This window comes from Borrelia persica No12, assembly GCF_000500045.1.
In the GTDB taxonomy this organism is placed as follows: Bacteria; Spirochaetota; Spirochaetia; order Borreliales; family Borreliaceae; genus Borrelia; species Borrelia persica.
This window is the reverse complement of the sequence record NZ_AYOT01000102.1, coordinates 1-22,050: the sequence shown is the minus strand read 5'-3', so window position 1 is coordinate 22,050 and position 22,050 is coordinate 1. Positions and strand designations below refer to the sequence as shown.

The 22,050-nt window shown below is 25.5% G+C and carries 29 protein-coding genes; 15 read left to right on the top strand and 14 right to left on the bottom strand.

Annotated elements, in window-relative coordinates; genetic code table 11:
* The first annotated feature begins 335 nt into the window (after window positions 1-335).
* Window positions 336-983 carry a hypothetical protein gene (locus U881_RS0102155; RefSeq protein ID WP_024653077.1) on the top strand — a complete coding sequence of 216 codons (648 nt, stop codon included), beginning with the start codon at window positions 336-338 and terminating at the stop codon, window positions 981-983.
* 1,241 nt (window positions 984-2,224) lie between these two features.
* On the opposite strand, the gene U881_RS0102145 is transcribed toward U881_RS0102155, so the two are convergent.
* Both U881_RS0102145 and U881_RS0102135 read right to left on the bottom strand, forming a co-directional pair.
* A complete protein-coding gene (locus U881_RS0102145) occupies window positions 2,225-2,509 on the bottom strand; it encodes a hypothetical protein (protein ID WP_024653078.1) in 285 nt (94 codons plus the stop codon).
* A gap of 98 nt (window positions 2,510-2,607) precedes the next feature.
* Complete coding sequence (locus U881_RS0102135) at window positions 2,608-3,144, bottom strand: plasmid maintenance protein (protein WP_024653079.1); 537 nt, start codon at window positions 3,142-3,144, stop codon at window positions 2,608-2,610.
* 371 nt (window positions 3,145-3,515) lie between these two features.
* Between U881_RS0102135 and U881_RS0102130 the strand changes: the two genes are divergently transcribed.
* Genes U881_RS0102130 through U881_RS0102115 form a run of 4 tightly spaced genes read left to right on the top strand, consistent with a single transcriptional unit; the run spans window position 3,516 to window position 5,377 of the window.
* On the top strand, window positions 3,516-3,728 hold the full coding sequence (locus tag U881_RS0102130; protein ID WP_024653080.1) for a hypothetical protein: 213 nt from the start codon (window positions 3,516-3,518) through the stop codon (window positions 3,726-3,728).
* A 21-nt stretch (window positions 3,729-3,749) separates the two neighbouring features.
* Window positions 3,750-4,019 (top strand): hypothetical protein, encoded by a 270-nt coding sequence (locus tag U881_RS0102125; RefSeq protein WP_024653081.1) that lies wholly within the window; start codon window positions 3,750-3,752, stop codon window positions 4,017-4,019.
* Between the two features lie 16 nt (window positions 4,020-4,035).
* Complete coding sequence (locus tag U881_RS0102120; protein ID WP_024653082.1) at window positions 4,036-4,806, top strand: ParA family protein; 771 nt, start codon at window positions 4,036-4,038, stop codon at window positions 4,804-4,806.
* A gap of 55 nt (window positions 4,807-4,861) precedes the next feature.
* Window positions 4,862-5,377 (top strand): chromosome replication/partitioning protein, encoded by a 516-nt coding sequence (locus U881_RS0102115; RefSeq protein WP_024653083.1) that lies wholly within the window; start codon window positions 4,862-4,864, stop codon window positions 5,375-5,377.
* A 134-nt stretch (window positions 5,378-5,511) separates the two neighbouring features.
* On the opposite strand, the gene U881_RS0102110 is transcribed toward U881_RS0102115, so the two are convergent.
* The 4 genes from U881_RS0102110 to U881_RS0102095 are packed head-to-tail and all read right to left on the bottom strand — an operon-like array spanning window position 5,512 to window position 7,373.
* A complete protein-coding gene (locus U881_RS0102110) occupies window positions 5,512-6,027 on the bottom strand; it encodes a chromosome replication/partitioning protein (RefSeq protein ID WP_024653083.1) in 516 nt (171 codons plus the stop codon).
* Between the two features lie 55 nt (window positions 6,028-6,082).
* The gene (locus U881_RS0102105; protein ID WP_024653082.1) at window positions 6,083-6,853 is read right to left on the bottom strand and encodes a ParA family protein; all 771 of its coding nucleotides are present in this window, start codon (window positions 6,851-6,853) and stop codon (window positions 6,083-6,085) included.
* Between the two features lie 16 nt (window positions 6,854-6,869).
* Window positions 6,870-7,139 (bottom strand): hypothetical protein, encoded by a 270-nt coding sequence (locus U881_RS0102100; protein WP_024653081.1) that lies wholly within the window; start codon window positions 7,137-7,139, stop codon window positions 6,870-6,872.
* Between the two features lie 21 nt (window positions 7,140-7,160).
* Window positions 7,161-7,373 carry a hypothetical protein gene (locus tag U881_RS0102095; protein ID WP_024653080.1) on the bottom strand — a complete coding sequence of 71 codons (213 nt, stop codon included), beginning with the start codon at window positions 7,371-7,373 and terminating at the stop codon, window positions 7,161-7,163.
* Window positions 7,374-7,744: 371 nt separating this feature from the next.
* Here U881_RS0102095 and U881_RS0102090 point away from each other — a divergent pair, with 371 nt between their 5' ends.
* The gene (locus U881_RS0102090) at window positions 7,745-8,281 is read left to right on the top strand and encodes a plasmid maintenance protein (protein WP_024653079.1); all 537 of its coding nucleotides are present in this window, start codon (window positions 7,745-7,747) and stop codon (window positions 8,279-8,281) included.
* 98 nt (window positions 8,282-8,379) lie between these two features.
* On the top strand, window positions 8,380-8,664 hold the full coding sequence (locus U881_RS0102080; RefSeq protein WP_024653078.1) for a hypothetical protein: 285 nt from the start codon (window positions 8,380-8,382) through the stop codon (window positions 8,662-8,664).
* A gap of 1,241 nt (window positions 8,665-9,905) precedes the next feature.
* Here U881_RS0102080 and U881_RS0102070 read toward each other — a convergent pair.
* Window positions 9,906-10,553: a hypothetical protein gene (locus tag U881_RS0102070; protein WP_024653077.1), complete on the bottom strand. Its 648-nt coding sequence runs from the start codon at window positions 10,551-10,553 to the stop codon at window positions 9,906-9,908.
* A gap of 519 nt (window positions 10,554-11,072) precedes the next feature.
* Here U881_RS0102070 and U881_RS13700 point away from each other — a divergent pair.
* Entirely contained in the window at window positions 11,073-11,207 is a 135-nt protein-coding gene (locus U881_RS13700; RefSeq protein ID WP_152520654.1) for a helix-turn-helix domain-containing protein, read from the top strand.
* Between the two features lie 290 nt (window positions 11,208-11,497).
* Complete coding sequence (locus U881_RS0102055; RefSeq protein ID WP_024653077.1) at window positions 11,498-12,145, top strand: hypothetical protein; 648 nt, start codon at window positions 11,498-11,500, stop codon at window positions 12,143-12,145.
* Between the two features lie 1,241 nt (window positions 12,146-13,386).
* Here the strand turns inward: U881_RS0102055 and U881_RS0102045 are convergent.
* Together U881_RS0102045 and U881_RS0102035 are read right to left on the bottom strand one after the other, a co-directional pair.
* Window positions 13,387-13,671, bottom strand: coding sequence for a hypothetical protein (locus tag U881_RS0102045; RefSeq protein WP_024653078.1), 285 nt, complete (start codon window positions 13,669-13,671; stop codon window positions 13,387-13,389).
* Between the two features lie 98 nt (window positions 13,672-13,769).
* On the bottom strand, window positions 13,770-14,306 hold the full coding sequence (locus tag U881_RS0102035; RefSeq protein WP_024653079.1) for a plasmid maintenance protein: 537 nt from the start codon (window positions 14,304-14,306) through the stop codon (window positions 13,770-13,772).
* Between the two features lie 371 nt (window positions 14,307-14,677).
* Between U881_RS0102035 and U881_RS0102030 the strand changes: the two genes are divergently transcribed.
* Genes U881_RS0102030 through U881_RS0102015 form a run of 4 tightly spaced genes read left to right on the top strand, consistent with a single transcriptional unit; the run spans window position 14,678 to window position 16,539 of the window.
* Window positions 14,678-14,890, top strand: coding sequence for a hypothetical protein (locus U881_RS0102030; protein ID WP_024653080.1), 213 nt, complete (start codon window positions 14,678-14,680; stop codon window positions 14,888-14,890).
* Between the two features lie 21 nt (window positions 14,891-14,911).
* A complete protein-coding gene (locus U881_RS0102025) occupies window positions 14,912-15,181 on the top strand; it encodes a hypothetical protein (RefSeq protein WP_024653081.1) in 270 nt (89 codons plus the stop codon).
* A gap of 16 nt (window positions 15,182-15,197) precedes the next feature.
* Complete coding sequence (locus U881_RS0102020) at window positions 15,198-15,968, top strand: ParA family protein (protein ID WP_024653082.1); 771 nt, start codon at window positions 15,198-15,200, stop codon at window positions 15,966-15,968.
* A gap of 55 nt (window positions 15,969-16,023) precedes the next feature.
* On the top strand, window positions 16,024-16,539 hold the full coding sequence (locus U881_RS0102015) for a chromosome replication/partitioning protein (protein WP_024653083.1): 516 nt from the start codon (window positions 16,024-16,026) through the stop codon (window positions 16,537-16,539).
* 134 nt (window positions 16,540-16,673) lie between these two features.
* On the opposite strand, the gene U881_RS0102010 is transcribed toward U881_RS0102015, so the two are convergent.
* The 4 genes from U881_RS0102010 to U881_RS0101995 are packed head-to-tail and all read right to left on the bottom strand — an operon-like array spanning window position 16,674 to window position 18,535.
* Entirely contained in the window at window positions 16,674-17,189 is a 516-nt protein-coding gene (locus tag U881_RS0102010) for a chromosome replication/partitioning protein (RefSeq protein WP_024653083.1), read from the bottom strand.
* A gap of 55 nt (window positions 17,190-17,244) precedes the next feature.
* Window positions 17,245-18,015, bottom strand: coding sequence for a ParA family protein (locus U881_RS0102005; RefSeq protein ID WP_024653082.1), 771 nt, complete (start codon window positions 18,013-18,015; stop codon window positions 17,245-17,247).
* 16 nt (window positions 18,016-18,031) lie between these two features.
* Window positions 18,032-18,301 (bottom strand): hypothetical protein, encoded by a 270-nt coding sequence (locus U881_RS0102000; protein WP_024653081.1) that lies wholly within the window; start codon window positions 18,299-18,301, stop codon window positions 18,032-18,034.
* A 21-nt stretch (window positions 18,302-18,322) separates the two neighbouring features.
* Window positions 18,323-18,535 (bottom strand): hypothetical protein, encoded by a 213-nt coding sequence (locus tag U881_RS0101995; protein ID WP_024653080.1) that lies wholly within the window; start codon window positions 18,533-18,535, stop codon window positions 18,323-18,325.
* A gap of 371 nt (window positions 18,536-18,906) precedes the next feature.
* On the opposite strand from U881_RS0101995, the gene U881_RS0101990 reads away from it, so the two are divergent.
* Window positions 18,907-19,443, top strand: a complete 537-nt coding sequence (locus tag U881_RS0101990; protein WP_024653079.1) for a plasmid maintenance protein — start codon at window positions 18,907-18,909, stop codon at window positions 19,441-19,443.
* A gap of 98 nt (window positions 19,444-19,541) precedes the next feature.
* A complete protein-coding gene (locus tag U881_RS0101980; RefSeq protein WP_024653078.1) occupies window positions 19,542-19,826 on the top strand; it encodes a hypothetical protein in 285 nt (94 codons plus the stop codon).
* Window positions 19,827-21,067: 1,241 nt separating this feature from the next.
* Here the strand turns inward: U881_RS0101980 and U881_RS0101970 are convergent.
* Entirely contained in the window at window positions 21,068-21,715 is a 648-nt protein-coding gene (locus tag U881_RS0101970) for a hypothetical protein (RefSeq protein ID WP_024653077.1), read from the bottom strand.
* Window positions 21,716-22,050 lie beyond the last annotated feature (335 nt).

The window sequence follows — 22,050 nt, the reverse complement described above, 5'->3', positions numbered from 1 at the left end:
GACATTTGTATACAATCAAATATTAAGCTAAAAGAGAATTATTAGGGGGATAAGCAATAAGAAGCCTTGAGAAAATTGCTTGCTCAAAGCTTCTTATAAATGGTTAAAGGTTAAAGATAAATTAAATTTATCACAAACTAATAAAAAAACAATGTTAACCATAAATTTAATTATGAATAAATTATCAATCAGTCTTTATTTTTTTATTAAAAATTTACTAAAAAAATATTAGCTATTTATATTCATTCTTATTTAATATATATTATAATAATGTATAATGTTAAATGTATTATGTTAGCATAAAACAAATAATTTTTGATTTCTGAGGATATAAGATGGAAAATATTAAACAAGACAGTGCTCTAAAAAAAAAGTTGCCTGTAATGGTCAATTATGAGCAACATATGACAAAAGCTTTCCAAGAACACCTTTTGAGAGATTCTCAATATGAAGCAAATTATAAAGCTAAAGTTCATGGATTTATTGTTGACTTCTTTAAAATACCTAGAAGCTTGAAAGATAAATACAAAGTTAATATCTCTTGCTTAAGTGATCCTGAACTGCCTTTTGGCAATATTGCTCTCAATTGCATAAACACTTTTAAGTTGATTGTTGATATCGTTAATATGCAGACCGGCAAAACTTATGATTATGATGAATTTATATCTACTACAGAAACAGATAAAATGCTTCAGTATGGCGCTAAAATAATATCTGCTCTCTCTAGACATTTCGATGAGTCTCATGGTACTAGCTACAATGAAACTTACTATGAGTGGGAAAAAGGTTGGGTCGATAAAAAGTGGATCGATTATGAACCAACCTCCATCGAAATTCAAGAAATGCAGGCTTTCAATAAAAAAATAACCCAAAAATTACATTTCAAAAATAACAATAAAAATCTCTCTCCTTTGCAACTGGGTCACATGAAACTTTTAAAAGCTATAAAAAATTTTGACCTTTCTTTCAATATTAGAGAATAATCTTACTTTTATTTAGTATAATTGTTTGTACTTAATTATTTAAACTTATTGTTATATTACTATATTGAATATCACTCTTTAATATTAATTGTTGGTAGCTCCTTTGTATTTAATATTCTCCTTGGAGTCTACCACATTTTATAATCCATTTACTTGCAATACCTCTCCTTTTATATAATAAAATTTTTTAAAAATATTTACAAAATTAAAAAAATAAAATAATATTATACTTAGATATAAATACGGTAGAAAGCATTCTATCAGCAGTCCCCGTCACTCCTATCAATCCTCTCCAAAATAAGACGTAGGAGTAGGGACTTTTCTTTTCTTAAATATCCTCTCTACCTTTTCCCTATAGCAATTATATATCATCTCTCTCCTCTTAATTCATTTTTATTATATTATTTATACTATTTACTAATATTCGTATTTTTCTTCTTTTTTATTAAATACAATTAGTACTATCAATTGCCCATGCGTTCATTTTTTTCGCTTCCAAATTTCATCACACTTTATAAAAAAATTTCCCTTTCCTTCTAATTAATTATTTTTCCCTTTCCTTCCTTTAACGCCAATAATAATTGTTTTTAGTACATCTATCTATTCCTTTTTAAGAAAAAAATATTAGGAATATTTTTGAAAAACTTGAAATGCTCATTTTTTTGAACTAATACTTAGTTATTAAATATTCTCCTTTTTTAAAATTAAAAGAATTTATTATCAATATTTACTTCATACCATACATTCTTTTAAATAATCCCCTTCCCCAAGGGGTTTTCTTTTTTTTTGTTCTACCTGTTTTCATCTTCTGCTTTGCCCTAATTCCTTATTCTTCTGCCTTTCTGATTTGGTTCGATCTAAAACTCATCTTTCCAAAATTGTTGCTTGAAAAAACAATCTATTGCTATATAATGCTATTTGCTCAGTGGTTTTTCATTGGGTTGGATTGATAGGAAAATGGTTTTTCTTCATTTGTAAATTCTTCCCAAATAAAATTTATAATTAAACATTCTCCCTATAAATATTTAAAAGATTTAAAAAATTCAAAAAATCTTGTTAAAGATAGCGCTATTTTTTTCGTTTACTTAATTGAAAACCTGAAAAAGTAGCTTCTTTTTTTGTCTGATTATTCTATTTTTTTTAAAATTTTTTTGTTTTTCTTAATATGTTCAATTCCCTTTTTGTAAATCCTAAATTTTGCCCTCTAAATTCATCCTAAATTCTCATAAAATTTGGGACCCTCAATTTTCGATTTTAAGGGTGTTTTTTTGCAAGTTTGTAGTTTCATACACCCTTCCTAATTTTTGCCCGTTAAATCTCAAAAAAAAGACTATAAATTGAGTTTTTTTGTGAGCTTTTTTGTCTGAAAATTTTTTTGTTTTTTTAACTCCGTTTTTTTCTAAAATTTTTTTAATAATTTCTTGATTTTTTGATTTCGCTATTTGTTTTAAAATCATCTTCTCGTTTTTCTTCTTTTTTTTTCTTGTTTTCTTTTGATTTGTGCCTAATTTGCCGTTTTTTTTCAATTTCTCGCTTTTTTTGTTATGTTTTTTTCAACTCTTTTTCTTTTTGCCATTTTTTGAAAAAATTTTTTTTCGCTTTTTTTATTTTTTTTCAATTTTTTTCACGTTTTTTTGTTGGATTTTTTTATTTTTCTCTTAAATTTCGTCGTTTTTTTTGCTCGATCTATCATATTATTTATATTATTATACGTAGTATAATATACACTGCTATTTTTTGTGCTATTTTTTGCCTCTTTCCTATTTTTTGCTCTTCCTTCTTTGCTCATTTTGTATAAAATGTTGAATGTTTTTTCTAATAATTCTTCGGTTGCATCAAGTACTCGACCTAATCTTCGATATGCATTTTTTCTCGGTACGTATTTTATCTTCGAACCTTTGTATTCTCCAAGCCTTATTATAAAAGCTTTAATTATATGGTTCTTCTTCATAAATCCTAAGTCTTTTTGTAAGGTTTTCATCTTGATTATTTTGTAACCTTCTTTCTTTAGGAAAAAATTAATTAAATTAAGTATGTCTTGTTGATTATATCCTAGTCTGTGGATATTTAAATATTTTAAGACAGATATTAGTTTTATTAGCCTAACTTGATTTTTCTTAAGCTTACTGTTATTATATAAAAAGAAATTTAAATTTTTCATCGATTTATCCTTTATTTCAGTTTGTTTTAAGACCTTTATTTGGGTCTTTTTTATCTCTTTGATGCCTATCAAAACAAAGTAAATTCTAAAATTTATGTACTAATGCCAATAATAGTTTATATATTAATCATAATGTATACTAATTACAATAATAACTCGTATATTTAATCATAACATATACCCATTCCAATAATAATTTATATACTAACTCTAATATATACTAAATTCAATATAATTTATATACTAAATCTAAATAATTTATATACTAAAATAATTATTTTGTCAATTTCATTTACAAAATGATGGTCATGGTTTATAATTATATATATATCAATAATTATAAATAAATATTTGTTTAGGGGATAAAAGTTGTGCGTGTTACACTTAATTTTTTAAACTCTTTAAAAAATCTAAAAGAGTTTTCGAAAGAAATGGGCTATAGTGATTCTTCTTATTTGTCAAGATATATAAAAAAAAATAAAATAGAAGGTGTAATTTCTTCTAAAGATTTATTCTTTAAAAAAAGAGAATTGCTTTTGAGTGAAGAGGCTCAAAGTTTTATTAGAAGTAAGTTGAAAAAATAAATTGTAAAAGGATAATAGAATTTGACAGAAAAAATAAAAATGAATTTGAATAGTTTTTTTATTGAGTATGAAGGTAAAAAATATTATACTCCTCTTTTTTTGGCAAAAGTTAATAACATTTCTTATTTTACAATAAAAAATAAGGTTAAAAAACTTGATATCTCAATTAAGGCAAAAGATATCGGTGTTATGAATTCTTTGTCTGAGGAGCTCCTGGTTTCCGAAGATAATTTGGATAAACTTTTTTATGATAAAAGGTTTAAATGCTTGGATTCTAGGGGTATAAAGTGAGTTCTAGGAGTATTATATGAAGGATGTTATCGCTATCTCTTCAATTAAGGGTGGCGTTGGCAAAAGCGTGTCGGCAATAATGTTGGGTTATATTTTTTCTTCTAAAAAATATAAAACTTTACTTATAGATATTGATTCTCAAGCCAGCGTTACTTCTTATTTTCTTCCTTATTTTGAGAACAAAATTGATATAAGAGAATATAATATTTATGAAGTTTTGAAATCTAAAAAGTCTTTTATGAGTATTGTTCATAAAATAACAGATGATTTGCATTTCGCTCCATCTCATATTAAGCTTTCTCAATTCTCAGGGGAAAATATTATTGGTCAGGAATATAAACTAAAAACAATCTTAACTCCTTATTTGGGAGAATATGATTATATATTGATTGATACTCCTCCTTCGGTCAATAAAGAGCTTATTAATTCTTTGATGATTGCTACTAAGGTTGTAATTCCTTTGCCAGCGGAGCTTTGGGCTATTGAAAGTTATGATATTTTAAAAAGTAAAATGCAAGAAATTATTAATGCTTATCAAAAACAAGATTTTAAAGATTATTATGTTATTCAAACTCTTTATGAGGAAAATAGAAAAATAAAAAAAGAGTTTTTTTATAGTTTGCAGCAACTTTATAAAGAATATGTTCCTATTAAAATTCACAGAAGTGCTGCTATTCAAAAAATGATTACTTATAGATTGGAGCCTCAGAAGAGTGAAAGATATTATGATGAGTATTTAAGAGTTGCTGAAGTTATTGAAGGTGTCGATGATATTAAGACAGTATGAATATTTGTAAACTGGTTTACAAATATTCATAAATATTTATATTTAGGAAATAGAAATGAAATTAGATATAGATATACTTAATACTATTAAGAGCAGGGTAGGAAGTGTCACTCATATTGAGAGTAATTGTGATAAAGAAGAAGCTAGATATAGACAACTTAAAGAAGAGATTAAAGCTAGGACTTTAGAGGAGGCCGTTAATAAGGTGGAATTGTCTAAGGCATTATATGAAATAAAGAAAAATAAATTATATAAATTTGATGGATATGATAATTTTTATGAGTTTTGTTTGGATTATAAGTTTAGTAGGACTATGATATATAGGTATATTAAAATAGGTGCTTATCTGGAAAGAGAAAGTATCAGTGAGCAAGATATTATAGATAGTTCTTTAAATAAGATTATTAATGATATAAGAGTTAAGAGGAATTCTTCATATTGCAAGCCTGTTGTTGTGAAATTTAATTTAAAAGATAAAGAGAAACAGTTAGTTCTTGTGAAAAATAAACAAAAACTTGAAAAGTTTTTGCTTAAGTGTTTGTTAGATAATTGGGAATCATTTATGGTATGATGTTATATGGTTATATGGCTATGGCTTATGTGAGGGTGAGAGATGTTATACTATAAACTAAATATCTAGATATTTAGTTTATAGTATAACATCTCTCACCCTCACATAAGCCATAGCCATATAACCATATAACATCATACCATAAATGATTCCCAATTATCTAACAAACACTTAAGCAAAAACTTTTCAAGTTTTTGTTTATTTTTCACAAGAACTAACTGTTTCTCTTTATCTTTTAAATTAAATTTCACAACAACAGGCTTGCAATATGAAGAATTCCTCTTAACTCTTATATCATTAATAATCTTATTTAAAGAACTATCTATAATATCTTGCTCACTGATACTTTCTCTTTCCAGATAAGCACCTATTTTAATATACCTATATATCATAGTCCTACTAAACTTATAATCCAAACAAAACTCATAAAAATTATCATATCCATCAAATTTATATAATTTATTTTTCTTTATTTCATATAATGCCTTAGACAATTCCACCTTATTAACGGCCTCCTCTAAAGTCCTAGCTTTAATCTCTTCTTTAAGTTGTCTATATCTAGCTTCTTCTTTATCACAATTACTCTCAATATGAGTGACACTTCCTACCCTGCTCTTAATAGTATTAAGTATATCTATATCTAATTTCATTTCTATTTCCTAAATATAAATATTTATGAATATTTGTAAACCAGTTTACAAATATTCATACTGTCTTAATATCATCGACACCTTCAATAACTTCAGCAACTCTTAAATACTCATCATAATATCTTTCACTCTTCTGAGGCTCCAATCTATAAGTAATCATTTTTTGAATAGCAGCACTTCTGTGAATTTTAATAGGAACATATTCTTTATAAAGTTGCTGCAAACTATAAAAAAACTCTTTTTTTATTTTTCTATTTTCCTCATAAAGAGTTTGAATAACATAATAATCTTTAAAATCTTGTTTTTGATAAGCATTAATAATTTCTTGCATTTTACTTTTTAAAATATCATAACTTTCAATAGCCCAAAGCTCCGCTGGCAAAGGAATTACAACCTTAGTAGCAATCATCAAAGAATTAATAAGCTCTTTATTGACCGAAGGAGGAGTATCAATCAATATATAATCATATTCTCCCAAATAAGGAGTTAAGATTGTTTTTAGTTTATATTCCTGACCAATAATATTTTCCCCTGAGAATTGAGAAAGCTTAATATGAGATGGAGCGAAATGCAAATCATCTGTTATTTTATGAACAATACTCATAAAAGACTTTTTAGATTTCAAAACTTCATAAATATTATATTCTCTTATATCAATTTTGTTCTCAAAATAAGGAAGAAAATAAGAAGTAACGCTGGCTTGAGAATCAATATCTATAAGTAAAGTTTTATATTTTTTAGAAGAAAAAATATAACCCAACATTATTGCCGACACGCTTTTGCCAACGCCACCCTTAATTGAAGAGATAGCGATAACATCCTTCATATAATACTCCTAGAACTCACTTTATACCCCTAGAATCCAAGCATTTAAACCTTTTATCATAAAAAAGTTTATCCAAATTATCTTCGGAAACCAGGAGCTCCTCAGACAAAGAATTCATAACACCGATATCTTTTGCCTTAATTGAGATATCAAGTTTTTTAACCTTATTTTTTATTGTAAAATAAGAAATGTTATTAACTTTTGCCAAAAAAAGAGGAGTATAATATTTTTTACCTTCATACTCAATAAAAAAACTATTCAAATTCATTTTTATTTTTTCTGTCAAATTCTATTATCCTTTTACAATTTATTTTTTCAACTTACTTCTAATAAAACTTTGAGCCTCTTCACTCAAAAGCAATTCTCTTTTTTTAAAGAATAAATCTTTAGAAGAAATTACACCTTCTATTTTATTTTTTTTTATATATCTTGACAAATAAGAAGAATCACTATAGCCCATTTCTTTCGAAAACTCTTTTAGATTTTTTAAAGAGTTTAAAAAATTAAGTGTAACACGCACAACTTTTATCCCCTAAACAAATATTTATTTATAATTATTGATATATATATAATTATAAACCATGACCATCATTTTGTAAATGAAATTGACAAAATAATTATTTTAGTATATAAATTATTTAGATTTAGTATATAAATTATATTGAATTTAGTATATATTAGAGTTAGTATATAAATTATTATTGGAATGGGTATATGTTATGATTAAATATACGAGTTATTATTGTAATTAGTATACATTATGATTAATATATAAACTATTATTGGCATTAGTACATAAATTTTAGAATTTACTTTGTTTTGATAGGCATCAAAGAGATAAAAAAGACCCAAATAAAGGTCTTAAAACAAACTGAAATAAAGGATAAATCGATGAAAAATTTAAATTTCTTTTTATATAATAACAGTAAGCTTAAGAAAAATCAAGTTAGGCTAATAAAACTAATATCTGTCTTAAAATATTTAAATATCCACAGACTAGGATATAATCAACAAGACATACTTAATTTAATTAATTTTTTCCTAAAGAAAGAAGGTTACAAAATAATCAAGATGAAAACCTTACAAAAAGACTTAGGATTTATGAAGAAGAACCATATAATTAAAGCTTTTATAATAAGGCTTGGAGAATACAAAGGTTCGAAGATAAAATACGTACCGAGAAAAAATGCATATCGAAGATTAGGTCGAGTACTTGATGCAACCGAAGAATTATTAGAAAAAACATTCAACATTTTATACAAAATGAGCAAAGAAGGAAGAGCAAAAAATAGGAAAGAGGCAAAAAATAGCACAAAAAATAGCAGTGTATATTATACTACGTATAATAATATAAATAATATGATAGATCGAGCAAAAAAAACGACGAAATTTAAGAGAAAAATAAAAAAATCCAACAAAAAAACGTGAAAAAAATTGAAAAAAAATAAAAAAAGCGAAAAAAAATTTTTTCAAAAAATGGCAAAAAGAAAAAGAGTTGAAAAAAACATAACAAAAAAAGCGAGAAATTGAAAAAAAACGGCAAATTAGGCACAAATCAAAAGAAAACAAGAAAAAAAAAGAAGAAAAACGAGAAGATGATTTTAAAACAAATAGCGAAATCAAAAAATCAAGAAATTATTAAAAAAATTTTAGAAAAAAACGGAGTTAAAAAAACAAAAAAATTTTCAGACAAAAAAGCTCACAAAAAAACTCAATTTATAGTCTTTTTTTTGAGATTTAACGGGCAAAAATTAGGAAGGGTGTATGAAACTACAAACTTGCAAAAAAACACCCTTAAAATCGAAAATTGAGGGTCCCAAATTTTATGAGAATTTAGGATGAATTTAGAGGGCAAAATTTAGGATTTACAAAAAGGGAATTGAACATATTAAGAAAAACAAAAAAATTTTAAAAAAAATAGAATAATCAGACAAAAAAAGAAGCTACTTTTTCAGGTTTTCAATTAAGTAAACGAAAAAAATAGCGCTATCTTTAACAAGATTTTTTGAATTTTTTAAATCTTTTAAATATTTATAGGGAGAATGTTTAATTATAAATTTTATTTGGGAAGAATTTACAAATGAAGAAAAACCATTTTCCTATCAATCCAACCCAATGAAAAACCACTGAGCAAATAGCATTATATAGCAATAGATTGTTTTTTCAAGCAACAATTTTGGAAAGATGAGTTTTAGATCGAACCAAATCAGAAAGGCAGAAGAATAAGGAATTAGGGCAAAGCAGAAGATGAAAACAGGTAGAACAAAAAAAAAGAAAACCCCTTGGGGAAGGGGATTATTTAAAAGAATGTATGGTATGAAGTAAATATTGATAATAAATTCTTTTAATTTTAAAAAAGGAGAATATTTAATAACTAAGTATTAGTTCAAAAAAATGAGCATTTCAAGTTTTTCAAAAATATTCCTAATATTTTTTTCTTAAAAAGGAATAGATAGATGTACTAAAAACAATTATTATTGGCGTTAAAGGAAGGAAAGGGAAAAATAATTAATTAGAAGGAAAGGGAAATTTTTTTATAAAGTGTGATGAAATTTGGAAGCGAAAAAAATGAACGCATGGGCAATTGATAGTACTAATTGTATTTAATAAAAAAGAAGAAAAATACGAATATTAGTAAATAGTATAAATAATATAATAAAAATGAATTAAGAGGAGAGAGATGATATATAATTGCTATAGGGAAAAGGTAGAGAGGATATTTAAGAAAAGAAAAGTCCCTACTCCTACGTCTTATTTTGGAGAGGATTGATAGGAGTGACGGGGACTGCTGATAGAATGCTTTCTACCGTATTTATATCTAAGTATAATATTATTTTATTTTTTTAATTTTGTAAATATTTTTAAAAAATTTTATTATATAAAAGGAGAGGTATTGCAAGTAAATGGATTATAAAATGTGGTAGACTCCAAGGAGAATATTAAATACAAAGGAGCTACCAACAATTAATATTAAAGAGTGATATTCAATATAGTAATATAACAATAAGTTTAAATAATTAAGTACAAACAATTATACTAAATAAAAGTAAGATTATTCTCTAATATTGAAAGAAAGGTCAAAATTTTTTATAGCTTTTAAAAGTTTCATGTGACCCAGTTGCAAAGGAGAGAGATTTTTATTGTTATTTTTGAAATGTAATTTTTGGGTTATTTTTTTATTGAAAGCCTGCATTTCTTGAATTTCGATGGAGGTTGGTTCATAATCGATCCACTTTTTATCGACCCAACCTTTTTCCCACTCATAGTAAGTTTCATTGTAGCTAGTACCATGAGACTCATCGAAATGTCTAGAGAGAGCAGATATTATTTTAGCGCCATACTGAAGCATTTTATCTGTTTCTGTAGTAGATATAAATTCATCATAATCATAAGTTTTGCCGGTCTGCATATTAACGATATCAACAATCAACTTAAAAGTGTTTATGCAATTGAGAGCAATATTGCCAAAAGGCAGTTCAGGATCACTTAAGCAAGAGATATTAACTTTGTATTTATCTTTCAAGCTTCTAGGTATTTTAAAGAAGTCAACAATAAATCCATGAACTTTAGCTTTATAATTTGCTTCATATTGAGAATCTCTCAAAAGGTGTTCTTGGAAAGCTTTTGTCATATGTTGCTCATAATTGACCATTACAGGCAACTTTTTTTTTAGAGCACTGTCTTGTTTAATATTTTCCATCTTATATCCTCAGAAATCAAAAATTATTTGTTTTATGCTAACATAATACATTTAACATTATACATTATTATAATATATATTAAATAAGAATGAATATAAATAGCTAATATTTTTTTAGTAAATTTTTAATAAAAAAATAAAGACTGATTGATAATTTATTCATAATTAAATTTATGGTTAACATTGTTTTTTTATTAGTTTGTGATAAATTTAATTTATCTTTAACCTTTAACCATTTATAAGAAGCTTTGAGCAAGCAATTTTCTCAAGGCTTCTTATTGCTTATCCCCCTAATAATTCTCTTTTAGCTTAATATTTGATTGTATACAAATGTCATAACAAACCCTTATTTTTTGCATACTAGTTGATAGTAATACTGAGGATCTATTGTTGATGTAAATTAGATCTTGAACTGCAATGTAAAAAATATTTTATTTATTATTTAGGTATGAAATTTTTTAATTTTCTATTAAAGATGAATTTGTCTTCATATTGTGTTACAATAGCAACATAAATGCAATGAATGCCAATAAAGCTTACAAATATGGGTTGTACCCAAATAATGATCAAGAAAAATATTTTATCGAAATATATGGACATATGAAATACGACATTTGTATACAATCAAATATTAAGCTAAAAGAGAATTATTAGGGGGATAAGCAATAAGAAGCCTTGAGAAAATTGCTTGCTCAAAGCTTCTTATAAATGGTTAAAGGTTAAAGATAAATTAAATTTATCACAAACTAATAAAAAAACAATGTTAACCATAAATTTAATTATGAATAAATTATCAATCAGTCTTTATTTTTTTATTAAAAATTTACTAAAAAAATATTAGCTATTTATATTCATTCTTATTTAATATATATTATAATAATGTATAATGTTAAATGTATTATGTTAGCATAAAACAAATAATTTTTGATTTCTGAGGATATAAGATGGAAAATATTAAACAAGACAGTGCTCTAAAAAAAAAGTTGCCTGTAATGGTCAATTATGAGCAACATATGACAAAAGCTTTCCAAGAACACCTTTTGAGAGATTCTCAATATGAAGCAAATTATAAAGCTAAAGTTCATGGATTTATTGTTGACTTCTTTAAAATACCTAGAAGCTTGAAAGATAAATACAAAGTTAATATCTCTTGCTTAAGTGATCCTGAACTGCCTTTTGGCAATATTGCTCTCAATTGCATAAACACTTTTAAGTTGATTGTTGATATCGTTAATATGCAGACCGGCAAAACTTATGATTATGATGAATTTATATCTACTACAGAAACAGATAAAATGCTTCAGTATGGCGCTAAAATAATATCTGCTCTCTCTAGACATTTCGATGAGTCTCATGGTACTAGCTACAATGAAACTTACTATGAGTGGGAAAAAGGTTGGGTCGATAAAAAGTGGATCGATTATGAACCAACCTCCATCGAAATTCAAGAAATGCAGGCTTTCAATAAAAAAATAACCCAAAAATTACATTTCAAAAATAACAATAAAAATCTCTCTCCTTTGCAACTGGGTCACATGAAACTTTTAAAAGCTATAAAAAATTTTGACCTTTCTTTCAATATTAGAGAATAATCTTACTTTTATTTAGTATAATTGTTTGTACTTAATTATTTAAACTTATTGTTATATTACTATATTGAATATCACTCTTTAATATTAATTGTTGGTAGCTCCTTTGTATTTAATATTCTCCTTGGAGTCTACCACATTTTATAATCCATTTACTTGCAATACCTCTCCTTTTATATAATAAAATTTTTTAAAAATATTTACAAAATTAAAAAAATAAAATAATATTATACTTAGATATAAATACGGTAGAAAGCATTCTATCAGCAGTCCCCGTCACTCCTATCAATCCTCTCCAAAATAAGACGTAGGAGTAGGGACTTTTCTTTTCTTAAATATCCTCTCTACCTTTTCCCTATAGCAATTATATATCATCTCTCTCCTCTTAATTCATTTTTATTATATTATTTATACTATTTACTAATATTCGTATTTTTCTTCTTTTTTATTAAATACAATTAGTACTATCAATTGCCCATGCGTTCATTTTTTTCGCTTCCAAATTTCATCACACTTTATAAAAAAATTTCCCTTTCCTTCTAATTAATTATTTTTCCCTTTCCTTCCTTTAACGCCAATAATAATTGTTTTTAGTACATCTATCTATTCCTTTTTAAGAAAAAAATATTAGGAATATTTTTGAAAAACTTGAAATGCTCATTTTTTTGAACTAATACTTAGTTATTAAATATTCTCCTTTTTTAAAATTAAAAGAATTTATTATCAATATTTACTTCATACCATACATTCTTTTAAATAATCCCCTTCCCCAAGGGGTTTTCTTTTTTTTTGTTCTACCTGTTTTCATCTTCTGCTTTGCCCTAATTCCTTATTCTTCTGCCTTTCTGATTTGGTTCGATCTAAAACTCATCTTTCCAAAATTGTTGCTTGAAAAAACAATCTATTGCTATATAATGCTATTTGCTCAGTGGTTTTTCATTGGGTTGGATTGATAGGAAAATGGTTTTTCTTCATTTGTAAATTCTTCCCAAATAAAATTTATAATTAAACATTCTCCCTATAAATATTTAAAAGATTTAAAAAATTCAAAAAATCTTGTTAAAGATAGCGCTATTTTTTTCGTTTACTTAATTGAAAACCTGAAAAAGTAGCTTCTTTTTTTGTCTGATTATTCTATTTTTTTTAAAATTTTTTTGTTTTTCTTAATATGTTCAATTCCCTTTTTGTAAATCCTAAATTTTGCCCTCTAAATTCATCCTAAATTCTCATAAAATTTGGGACCCTCAATTTTCGATTTTAAGGGTGTTTTTTTGCAAGTTTGTAGTTTCATACACCCTTCCTAATTTTTGCCCGTTAAATCTCAAAAAAAAGACTATAAATTGAGTTTTTTTGTGAGCTTTTTTGTCTGAAAATTTTTTTGTTTTTTTAACTCCGTTTTTTTCTAAAATTTTTTTAATAATTTCTTGATTTTTTGATTTCGCTATTTGTTTTAAAATCATCTTCTCGTTTTTCTTCTTTTTTTTTCTTGTTTTCTTTTGATTTGTGCCTAATTTGCCGTTTTTTTTCAATTTCTCGCTTTTTTTGTTATGTTTTTTTCAACTCTTTTTCTTTTTGCCATTTTTTGAAAAAATTTTTTTTCGCTTTTTTTATTTTTTTTCAATTTTTTTCACGTTTTTTTGTTGGATTTTTTTATTTTTCTCTTAAATTTCGTCGTTTTTTTTGCTCGATCTATCATATTATTTATATTATTATACGTAGTATAATATACACTGCTATTTTTTGTGCTATTTTTTGCCTCTTTCCTATTTTTTGCTCTTCCTTCTTTGCTCATTTTGTATAAAATGTTGAATGTTTTTTCTAATAATTCTTCGGTTGCATCAAGTACTCGACCTAATCTTCGATATGCATTTTTTCTCGGTACGTATTTTATCTTCGAACCTTTGTATTCTCCAAGCCTTATTATAAAAGCTTTAATTATATGGTTCTTCTTCATAAATCCTAAGTCTTTTTGTAAGGTTTTCATCTTGATTATTTTGTAACCTTCTTTCTTTAGGAAAAAATTAATTAAATTAAGTATGTCTTGTTGATTATATCCTAGTCTGTGGATATTTAAATATTTTAAGACAGATATTAGTTTTATTAGCCTAACTTGATTTTTCTTAAGCTTACTGTTATTATATAAAAAGAAATTTAAATTTTTCATCGATTTATCCTTTATTTCAGTTTGTTTTAAGACCTTTATTTGGGTCTTTTTTATCTCTTTGATGCCTATCAAAACAAAGTAAATTCTAAAATTTATGTACTAATGCCAATAATAGTTTATATATTAATCATAATGTATACTAATTACAATAATAACTCGTATATTTAATCATAACATATACCCATTCCAATAATAATTTATATACTAACTCTAATATATACTAAATTCAATATAATTTATATACTAAATCTAAATAATTTATATACTAAAATAATTATTTTGTCAATTTCATTTACAAAATGATGGTCATGGTTTATAATTATATATATATCAATAATTATAAATAAATATTTGTTTAGGGGATAAAAGTTGTGCGTGTTACACTTAATTTTTTAAACTCTTTAAAAAATCTAAAAGAGTTTTCGAAAGAAATGGGCTATAGTGATTCTTCTTATTTGTCAAGATATATAAAAAAAAATAAAATAGAAGGTGTAATTTCTTCTAAAGATTTATTCTTTAAAAAAAGAGAATTGCTTTTGAGTGAAGAGGCTCAAAGTTTTATTAGAAGTAAGTTGAAAAAATAAATTGTAAAAGGATAATAGAATTTGACAGAAAAAATAAAAATGAATTTGAATAGTTTTTTTATTGAGTATGAAGGTAAAAAATATTATACTCCTCTTTTTTTGGCAAAAGTTAATAACATTTCTTATTTTACAATAAAAAATAAGGTTAAAAAACTTGATATCTCAATTAAGGCAAAAGATATCGGTGTTATGAATTCTTTGTCTGAGGAGCTCCTGGTTTCCGAAGATAATTTGGATAAACTTTTTTATGATAAAAGGTTTAAATGCTTGGATTCTAGGGGTATAAAGTGAGTTCTAGGAGTATTATATGAAGGATGTTATCGCTATCTCTTCAATTAAGGGTGGCGTTGGCAAAAGCGTGTCGGCAATAATGTTGGGTTATATTTTTTCTTCTAAAAAATATAAAACTTTACTTATAGATATTGATTCTCAAGCCAGCGTTACTTCTTATTTTCTTCCTTATTTTGAGAACAAAATTGATATAAGAGAATATAATATTTATGAAGTTTTGAAATCTAAAAAGTCTTTTATGAGTATTGTTCATAAAATAACAGATGATTTGCATTTCGCTCCATCTCATATTAAGCTTTCTCAATTCTCAGGGGAAAATATTATTGGTCAGGAATATAAACTAAAAACAATCTTAACTCCTTATTTGGGAGAATATGATTATATATTGATTGATACTCCTCCTTCGGTCAATAAAGAGCTTATTAATTCTTTGATGATTGCTACTAAGGTTGTAATTCCTTTGCCAGCGGAGCTTTGGGCTATTGAAAGTTATGATATTTTAAAAAGTAAAATGCAAGAAATTATTAATGCTTATCAAAAACAAGATTTTAAAGATTATTATGTTATTCAAACTCTTTATGAGGAAAATAGAAAAATAAAAAAAGAGTTTTTTTATAGTTTGCAGCAACTTTATAAAGAATATGTTCCTATTAAAATTCACAGAAGTGCTGCTATTCAAAAAATGATTACTTATAGATTGGAGCCTCAGAAGAGTGAAAGATATTATGATGAGTATTTAAGAGTTGCTGAAGTTATTGAAGGTGTCGATGATATTAAGACAGTATGAATATTTGTAAACTGGTTTACAAATATTCATAAATATTTATATTTAGGAAATAGAAATGAAATTAGATATAGATATACTTAATACTATTAAGAGCAGGGTAGGAAGTGTCACTCATATTGAGAGTAATTGTGATAAAGAAGAAGCTAGATATAGACAACTTAAAGAAGAGATTAAAGCTAGGACTTTAGAGGAGGCCGTTAATAAGGTGGAATTGTCTAAGGCATTATATGAAATAAAGAAAAATAAATTATATAAATTTGATGGATATGATAATTTTTATGAGTTTTGTTTGGATTATAAGTTTAGTAGGACTATGATATATAGGTATATTAAAATAGGTGCTTATCTGGAAAGAGAAAGTATCAGTGAGCAAGATATTATAGATAGTTCTTTAAATAAGATTATTAATGATATAAGAGTTAAGAGGAATTCTTCATATTGCAAGCCTGTTGTTGTGAAATTTAATTTAAAAGATAAAGAGAAACAGTTAGTTCTTGTGAAAAATAAACAAAAACTTGAAAAGTTTTTGCTTAAGTGTTTGTTAGATAATTGGGAATCATTTATGGTATGATGTTATATGGTTATATGGCTATGGCTTATGTGAGGGTGAGAGATGTTATACTATAAACTAAATATCTAGATATTTAGTTTATAGTATAACATCTCTCACCCTCACATAAGCCATAGCCATATAACCATATAACATCATACCATAAATGATTCCCAATTATCTAACAAACACTTAAGCAAAAACTTTTCAAGTTTTTGTTTATTTTTCACAAGAACTAACTGTTTCTCTTTATCTTTTAAATTAAATTTCACAACAACAGGCTTGCAATATGAAGAATTCCTCTTAACTCTTATATCATTAATAATCTTATTTAAAGAACTATCTATAATATCTTGCTCACTGATACTTTCTCTTTCCAGATAAGCACCTATTTTAATATACCTATATATCATAGTCCTACTAAACTTATAATCCAAACAAAACTCATAAAAATTATCATATCCATCAAATTTATATAATTTATTTTTCTTTATTTCATATAATGCCTTAGACAATTCCACCTTATTAACGGCCTCCTCTAAAGTCCTAGCTTTAATCTCTTCTTTAAGTTGTCTATATCTAGCTTCTTCTTTATCACAATTACTCTCAATATGAGTGACACTTCCTACCCTGCTCTTAATAGTATTAAGTATATCTATATCTAATTTCATTTCTATTTCCTAAATATAAATATTTATGAATATTTGTAAACCAGTTTACAAATATTCATACTGTCTTAATATCATCGACACCTTCAATAACTTCAGCAACTCTTAAATACTCATCATAATATCTTTCACTCTTCTGAGGCTCCAATCTATAAGTAATCATTTTTTGAATAGCAGCACTTCTGTGAATTTTAATAGGAACATATTCTTTATAAAGTTGCTGCAAACTATAAAAAAACTCTTTTTTTATTTTTCTATTTTCCTCATAAAGAGTTTGAATAACATAATAATCTTTAAAATCTTGTTTTTGATAAGCATTAATAATTTCTTGCATTTTACTTTTTAAAATATCATAACTTTCAATAGCCCAAAGCTCCGCTGGCAAAGGAATTACAACCTTAGTAGCAATCATCAAAGAATTAATAAGCTCTTTATTGACCGAAGGAGGAGTATCAATCAATATATAATCATATTCTCCCAAATAAGGAGTTAAGATTGTTTTTAGTTTATATTCCTGACCAATAATATTTTCCCCTGAGAATTGAGAAAGCTTAATATGAGATGGAGCGAAATGCAAATCATCTGTTATTTTATGAACAATACTCATAAAAGACTTTTTAGATTTCAAAACTTCATAAATATTATATTCTCTTATATCAATTTTGTTCTCAAAATAAGGAAGAAAATAAGAAGTAACGCTGGCTTGAGAATCAATATCTATAAGTAAAGTTTTATATTTTTTAGAAGAAAAAATATAACCCAACATTATTGCCGACACGCTTTTGCCAACGCCACCCTTAATTGAAGAGATAGCGATAACATCCTTCATATAATACTCCTAGAACTCACTTTATACCCCTAGAATCCAAGCATTTAAACCTTTTATCATAAAAAAGTTTATCCAAATTATCTTCGGAAACCAGGAGCTCCTCAGACAAAGAATTCATAACACCGATATCTTTTGCCTTAATTGAGATATCAAGTTTTTTAACCTTATTTTTTATTGTAAAATAAGAAATGTTATTAACTTTTGCCAAAAAAAGAGGAGTATAATATTTTTTACCTTCATACTCAATAAAAAAACTATTCAAATTCATTTTTATTTTTTCTGTCAAATTCTATTATCCTTTTACAATTTATTTTTTCAACTTACTTCTAATAAAACTTTGAGCCTCTTCACTCAAAAGCAATTCTCTTTTTTTAAAGAATAAATCTTTAGAAGAAATTACACCTTCTATTTTATTTTTTTTTATATATCTTGACAAATAAGAAGAATCACTATAGCCCATTTCTTTCGAAAACTCTTTTAGATTTTTTAAAGAGTTTAAAAAATTAAGTGTAACACGCACAACTTTTATCCCCTAAACAAATATTTATTTATAATTATTGATATATATATAATTATAAACCATGACCATCATTTTGTAAATGAAATTGACAAAATAATTATTTTAGTATATAAATTATTTAGATTTAGTATATAAATTATATTGAATTTAGTATATATTAGAGTTAGTATATAAATTATTATTGGAATGGGTATATGTTATGATTAAATATACGAGTTATTATTGTAATTAGTATACATTATGATTAATATATAAACTATTATTGGCATTAGTACATAAATTTTAGAATTTACTTTGTTTTGATAGGCATCAAAGAGATAAAAAAGACCCAAATAAAGGTCTTAAAACAAACTGAAATAAAGGATAAATCGATGAAAAATTTAAATTTCTTTTTATATAATAACAGTAAGCTTAAGAAAAATCAAGTTAGGCTAATAAAACTAATATCTGTCTTAAAATATTTAAATATCCACAGACTAGGATATAATCAACAAGACATACTTAATTTAATTAATTTTTTCCTAAAGAAAGAAGGTTACAAAATAATCAAGATGAAAACCTTACAAAAAGACTTAGGATTTATGAAGAAGAACCATATAATTAAAGCTTTTATAATAAGGCTTGGAGAATACAAAGGTTCGAAGATAAAATACGTACCGAGAAAAAATGCATATCGAAGATTAGGTCGAGTACTTGATGCAACCGAAGAATTATTAGAAAAAACATTCAACATTTTATACAAAATGAGCAAAGAAGGAAGAGCAAAAAATAGGAAAGAGGCAAAAAATAGCACAAAAAATAGCAGTGTATATTATACTACGTATAATAATATAAATAATATGATAGATCGAGCAAAAAAAACGACGAAATTTAAGAGAAAAATAAAAAAATCCAACAAAAAAACGTGAAAAAAATTGAAAAAAAATAAAAAAAGCGAAAAAAAATTTTTTCAAAAAATGGCAAAAAGAAAAAGAGTTGAAAAAAACATAACAAAAAAAGCGAGAAATTGAAAAAAAACGGCAAATTAGGCACAAATCAAAAGAAAACAAGAAAAAAAAAGAAGAAAAACGAGAAGATGATTTTAAAACAAATAGCGAAATCAAAAAATCAAGAAATTATTAAAAAAATTTTAGAAAAAAACGGAGTTAAAAAAACAAAAAAATTTTCAGACAAAAAAGCTCACAAAAAAACTCAATTTATAGTCTTTTTTTTGAGATTTAACGGGCAAAAATTAGGAAGGGTGTATGAAACTACAAACTTGCAAAAAAACACCCTTAAAATCGAAAATTGAGGGTCCCAAATTTTATGAGAATTTAGGATGAATTTAGAGGGCAAAATTTAGGATTTACAAAAAGGGAATTGAACATATTAAGAAAAACAAAAAAATTTTAAAAAAAATAGAATAATCAGACAAAAAAAGAAGCTACTTTTTCAGGTTTTCAATTAAGTAAACGAAAAAAATAGCGCTATCTTTAACAAGATTTTTTGAATTTTTTAAATCTTTTAAATATTTATAGGGAGAATGTTTAATTATAAATTTTATTTGGGAAGAATTTACAAATGAAGAAAAACCATTTTCCTATCAATCCAACCCAATGAAAAACCACTGAGCAAATAGCATTATATAGCAATAGATTGTTTTTTCAAGCAACAATTTTGGAAAGATGAGTTTTAGATCGAACCAAATCAGAAAGGCAGAAGAATAAGGAATTAGGGCAAAGCAGAAGATGAAAACAGGTAGAACAAAAAAAAAGAAAACCCCTTGGGGAAGGGGATTATTTAAAAGAATGTATGGTATGAAGTAAATATTGATAATAAATTCTTTTAATTTTAAAAAAGGAGAATATTTAATAACTAAGTATTAGTTCAAAAAAATGAGCATTTCAAGTTTTTCAAAAATATTCCTAATATTTTTTTCTTAAAAAGGAATAGATAGATGTACTAAAAACAATTATTATTGGCGTTAAAGGAAGGAAAGGGAAAAATAATTAATTAGAAGGAAAGGGAAATTTTTTTATAAAGTGTGATGAAATTTGGAAGCGAAAAAAATGAACGCATGGGCAATTGATAGTACTAATTGTATTTAATAAAAAAGAAGAAAAATACGAATATTAGTAAATAGTATAAATAATATAATAAAAATGAATTAAGAGGAGAGAGATGATATATAATTGCTATAGGGAAAAGGTAGAGAGGATATTTAAGAAAAGAAAAGTCCCTACTCCTACGTCTTATTTTGGAGAGGATTGATAGGAGTGACGGGGACTGCTGATAGAATGCTTTCTACCGTATTTATATCTAAGTATAATATTATTTTATTTTTTTAATTTTGTAAATATTTTTAAAAAATTTTATTATATAAAAGGAGAGGTATTGCAAGTAAATGGATTATAAAATGTGGTAGACTCCAAGGAGAATATTAAATACAAAGGAGCTACCAACAATTAATATTAAAGAGTGATATTCAATATAGTAATATAACAATAAGTTTAAATAATTAAGTACAAACAATTATACTAAATAAAAGTAAGATTATTCTCTAATATTGAAAGAAAGGTCAAAATTTTTTATAGCTTTTAAAAGTTTCATGTGACCCAGTTGCAAAGGAGAGAGATTTTTATTGTTATTTTTGAAATGTAATTTTTGGGTTATTTTTTTATTGAAAGCCTGCATTTCTTGAATTTCGATGGAGGTTGGTTCATAATCGATCCACTTTTTATCGACCCAACCTTTTTCCCACTCATAGTAAGTTTCATTGTAGCTAGTACCATGAGACTCATCGAAATGTCTAGAGAGAGCAGATATTATTTTAGCGCCATACTGAAGCATTTTATCTGTTTCTGTAGTAGATATAAATTCATCATAATCATAAGTTTTGCCGGTCTGCATATTAACGATATCAACAATCAACTTAAAAGTGTTTATGCAATTGAGAGCAATATTGCCAAAAGGCAGTTCAGGATCACTTAAGCAAGAGATATTAACTTTGTATTTATCTTTCAAGCTTCTAGGTATTTTAAAGAAGTCAACAATAAATCCATGAACTTTAGCTTTATAATTTGCTTCATATTGAGAATCTCTCAAAAGGTGTTCTTGGAAAGCTTTTGTCATATGTTGCTCATAATTGACCATTACAGGCAACTTTTTTTTTAGAGCACTGTCTTGTTTAATATTTTCCATCTTATATCCTCAGAAATCAAAAATTATTTGTTTTATGCTAACATAATACATTTAACATTATACATTATTATAATATATATTAAATAAGAATGAATATAAATAGCTAATATTTTTTTAGTAAATTTTTAATAAAAAAATAAAGACTGATTGATAATTTATTCATAATTAAATTTATGGTTAACATTGTTTTTTTATTAGTTTGTGATAAATTTAATTTATCTTTAACCTTTAACCATTTATAAGAAGCTTTGAGCAAGCAATTTTCTCAAGGCTTCTTATTGCTTATCCCCCTAATAATTCTCTTTTAGCTTAATATTTGATTGTATACAAATGTC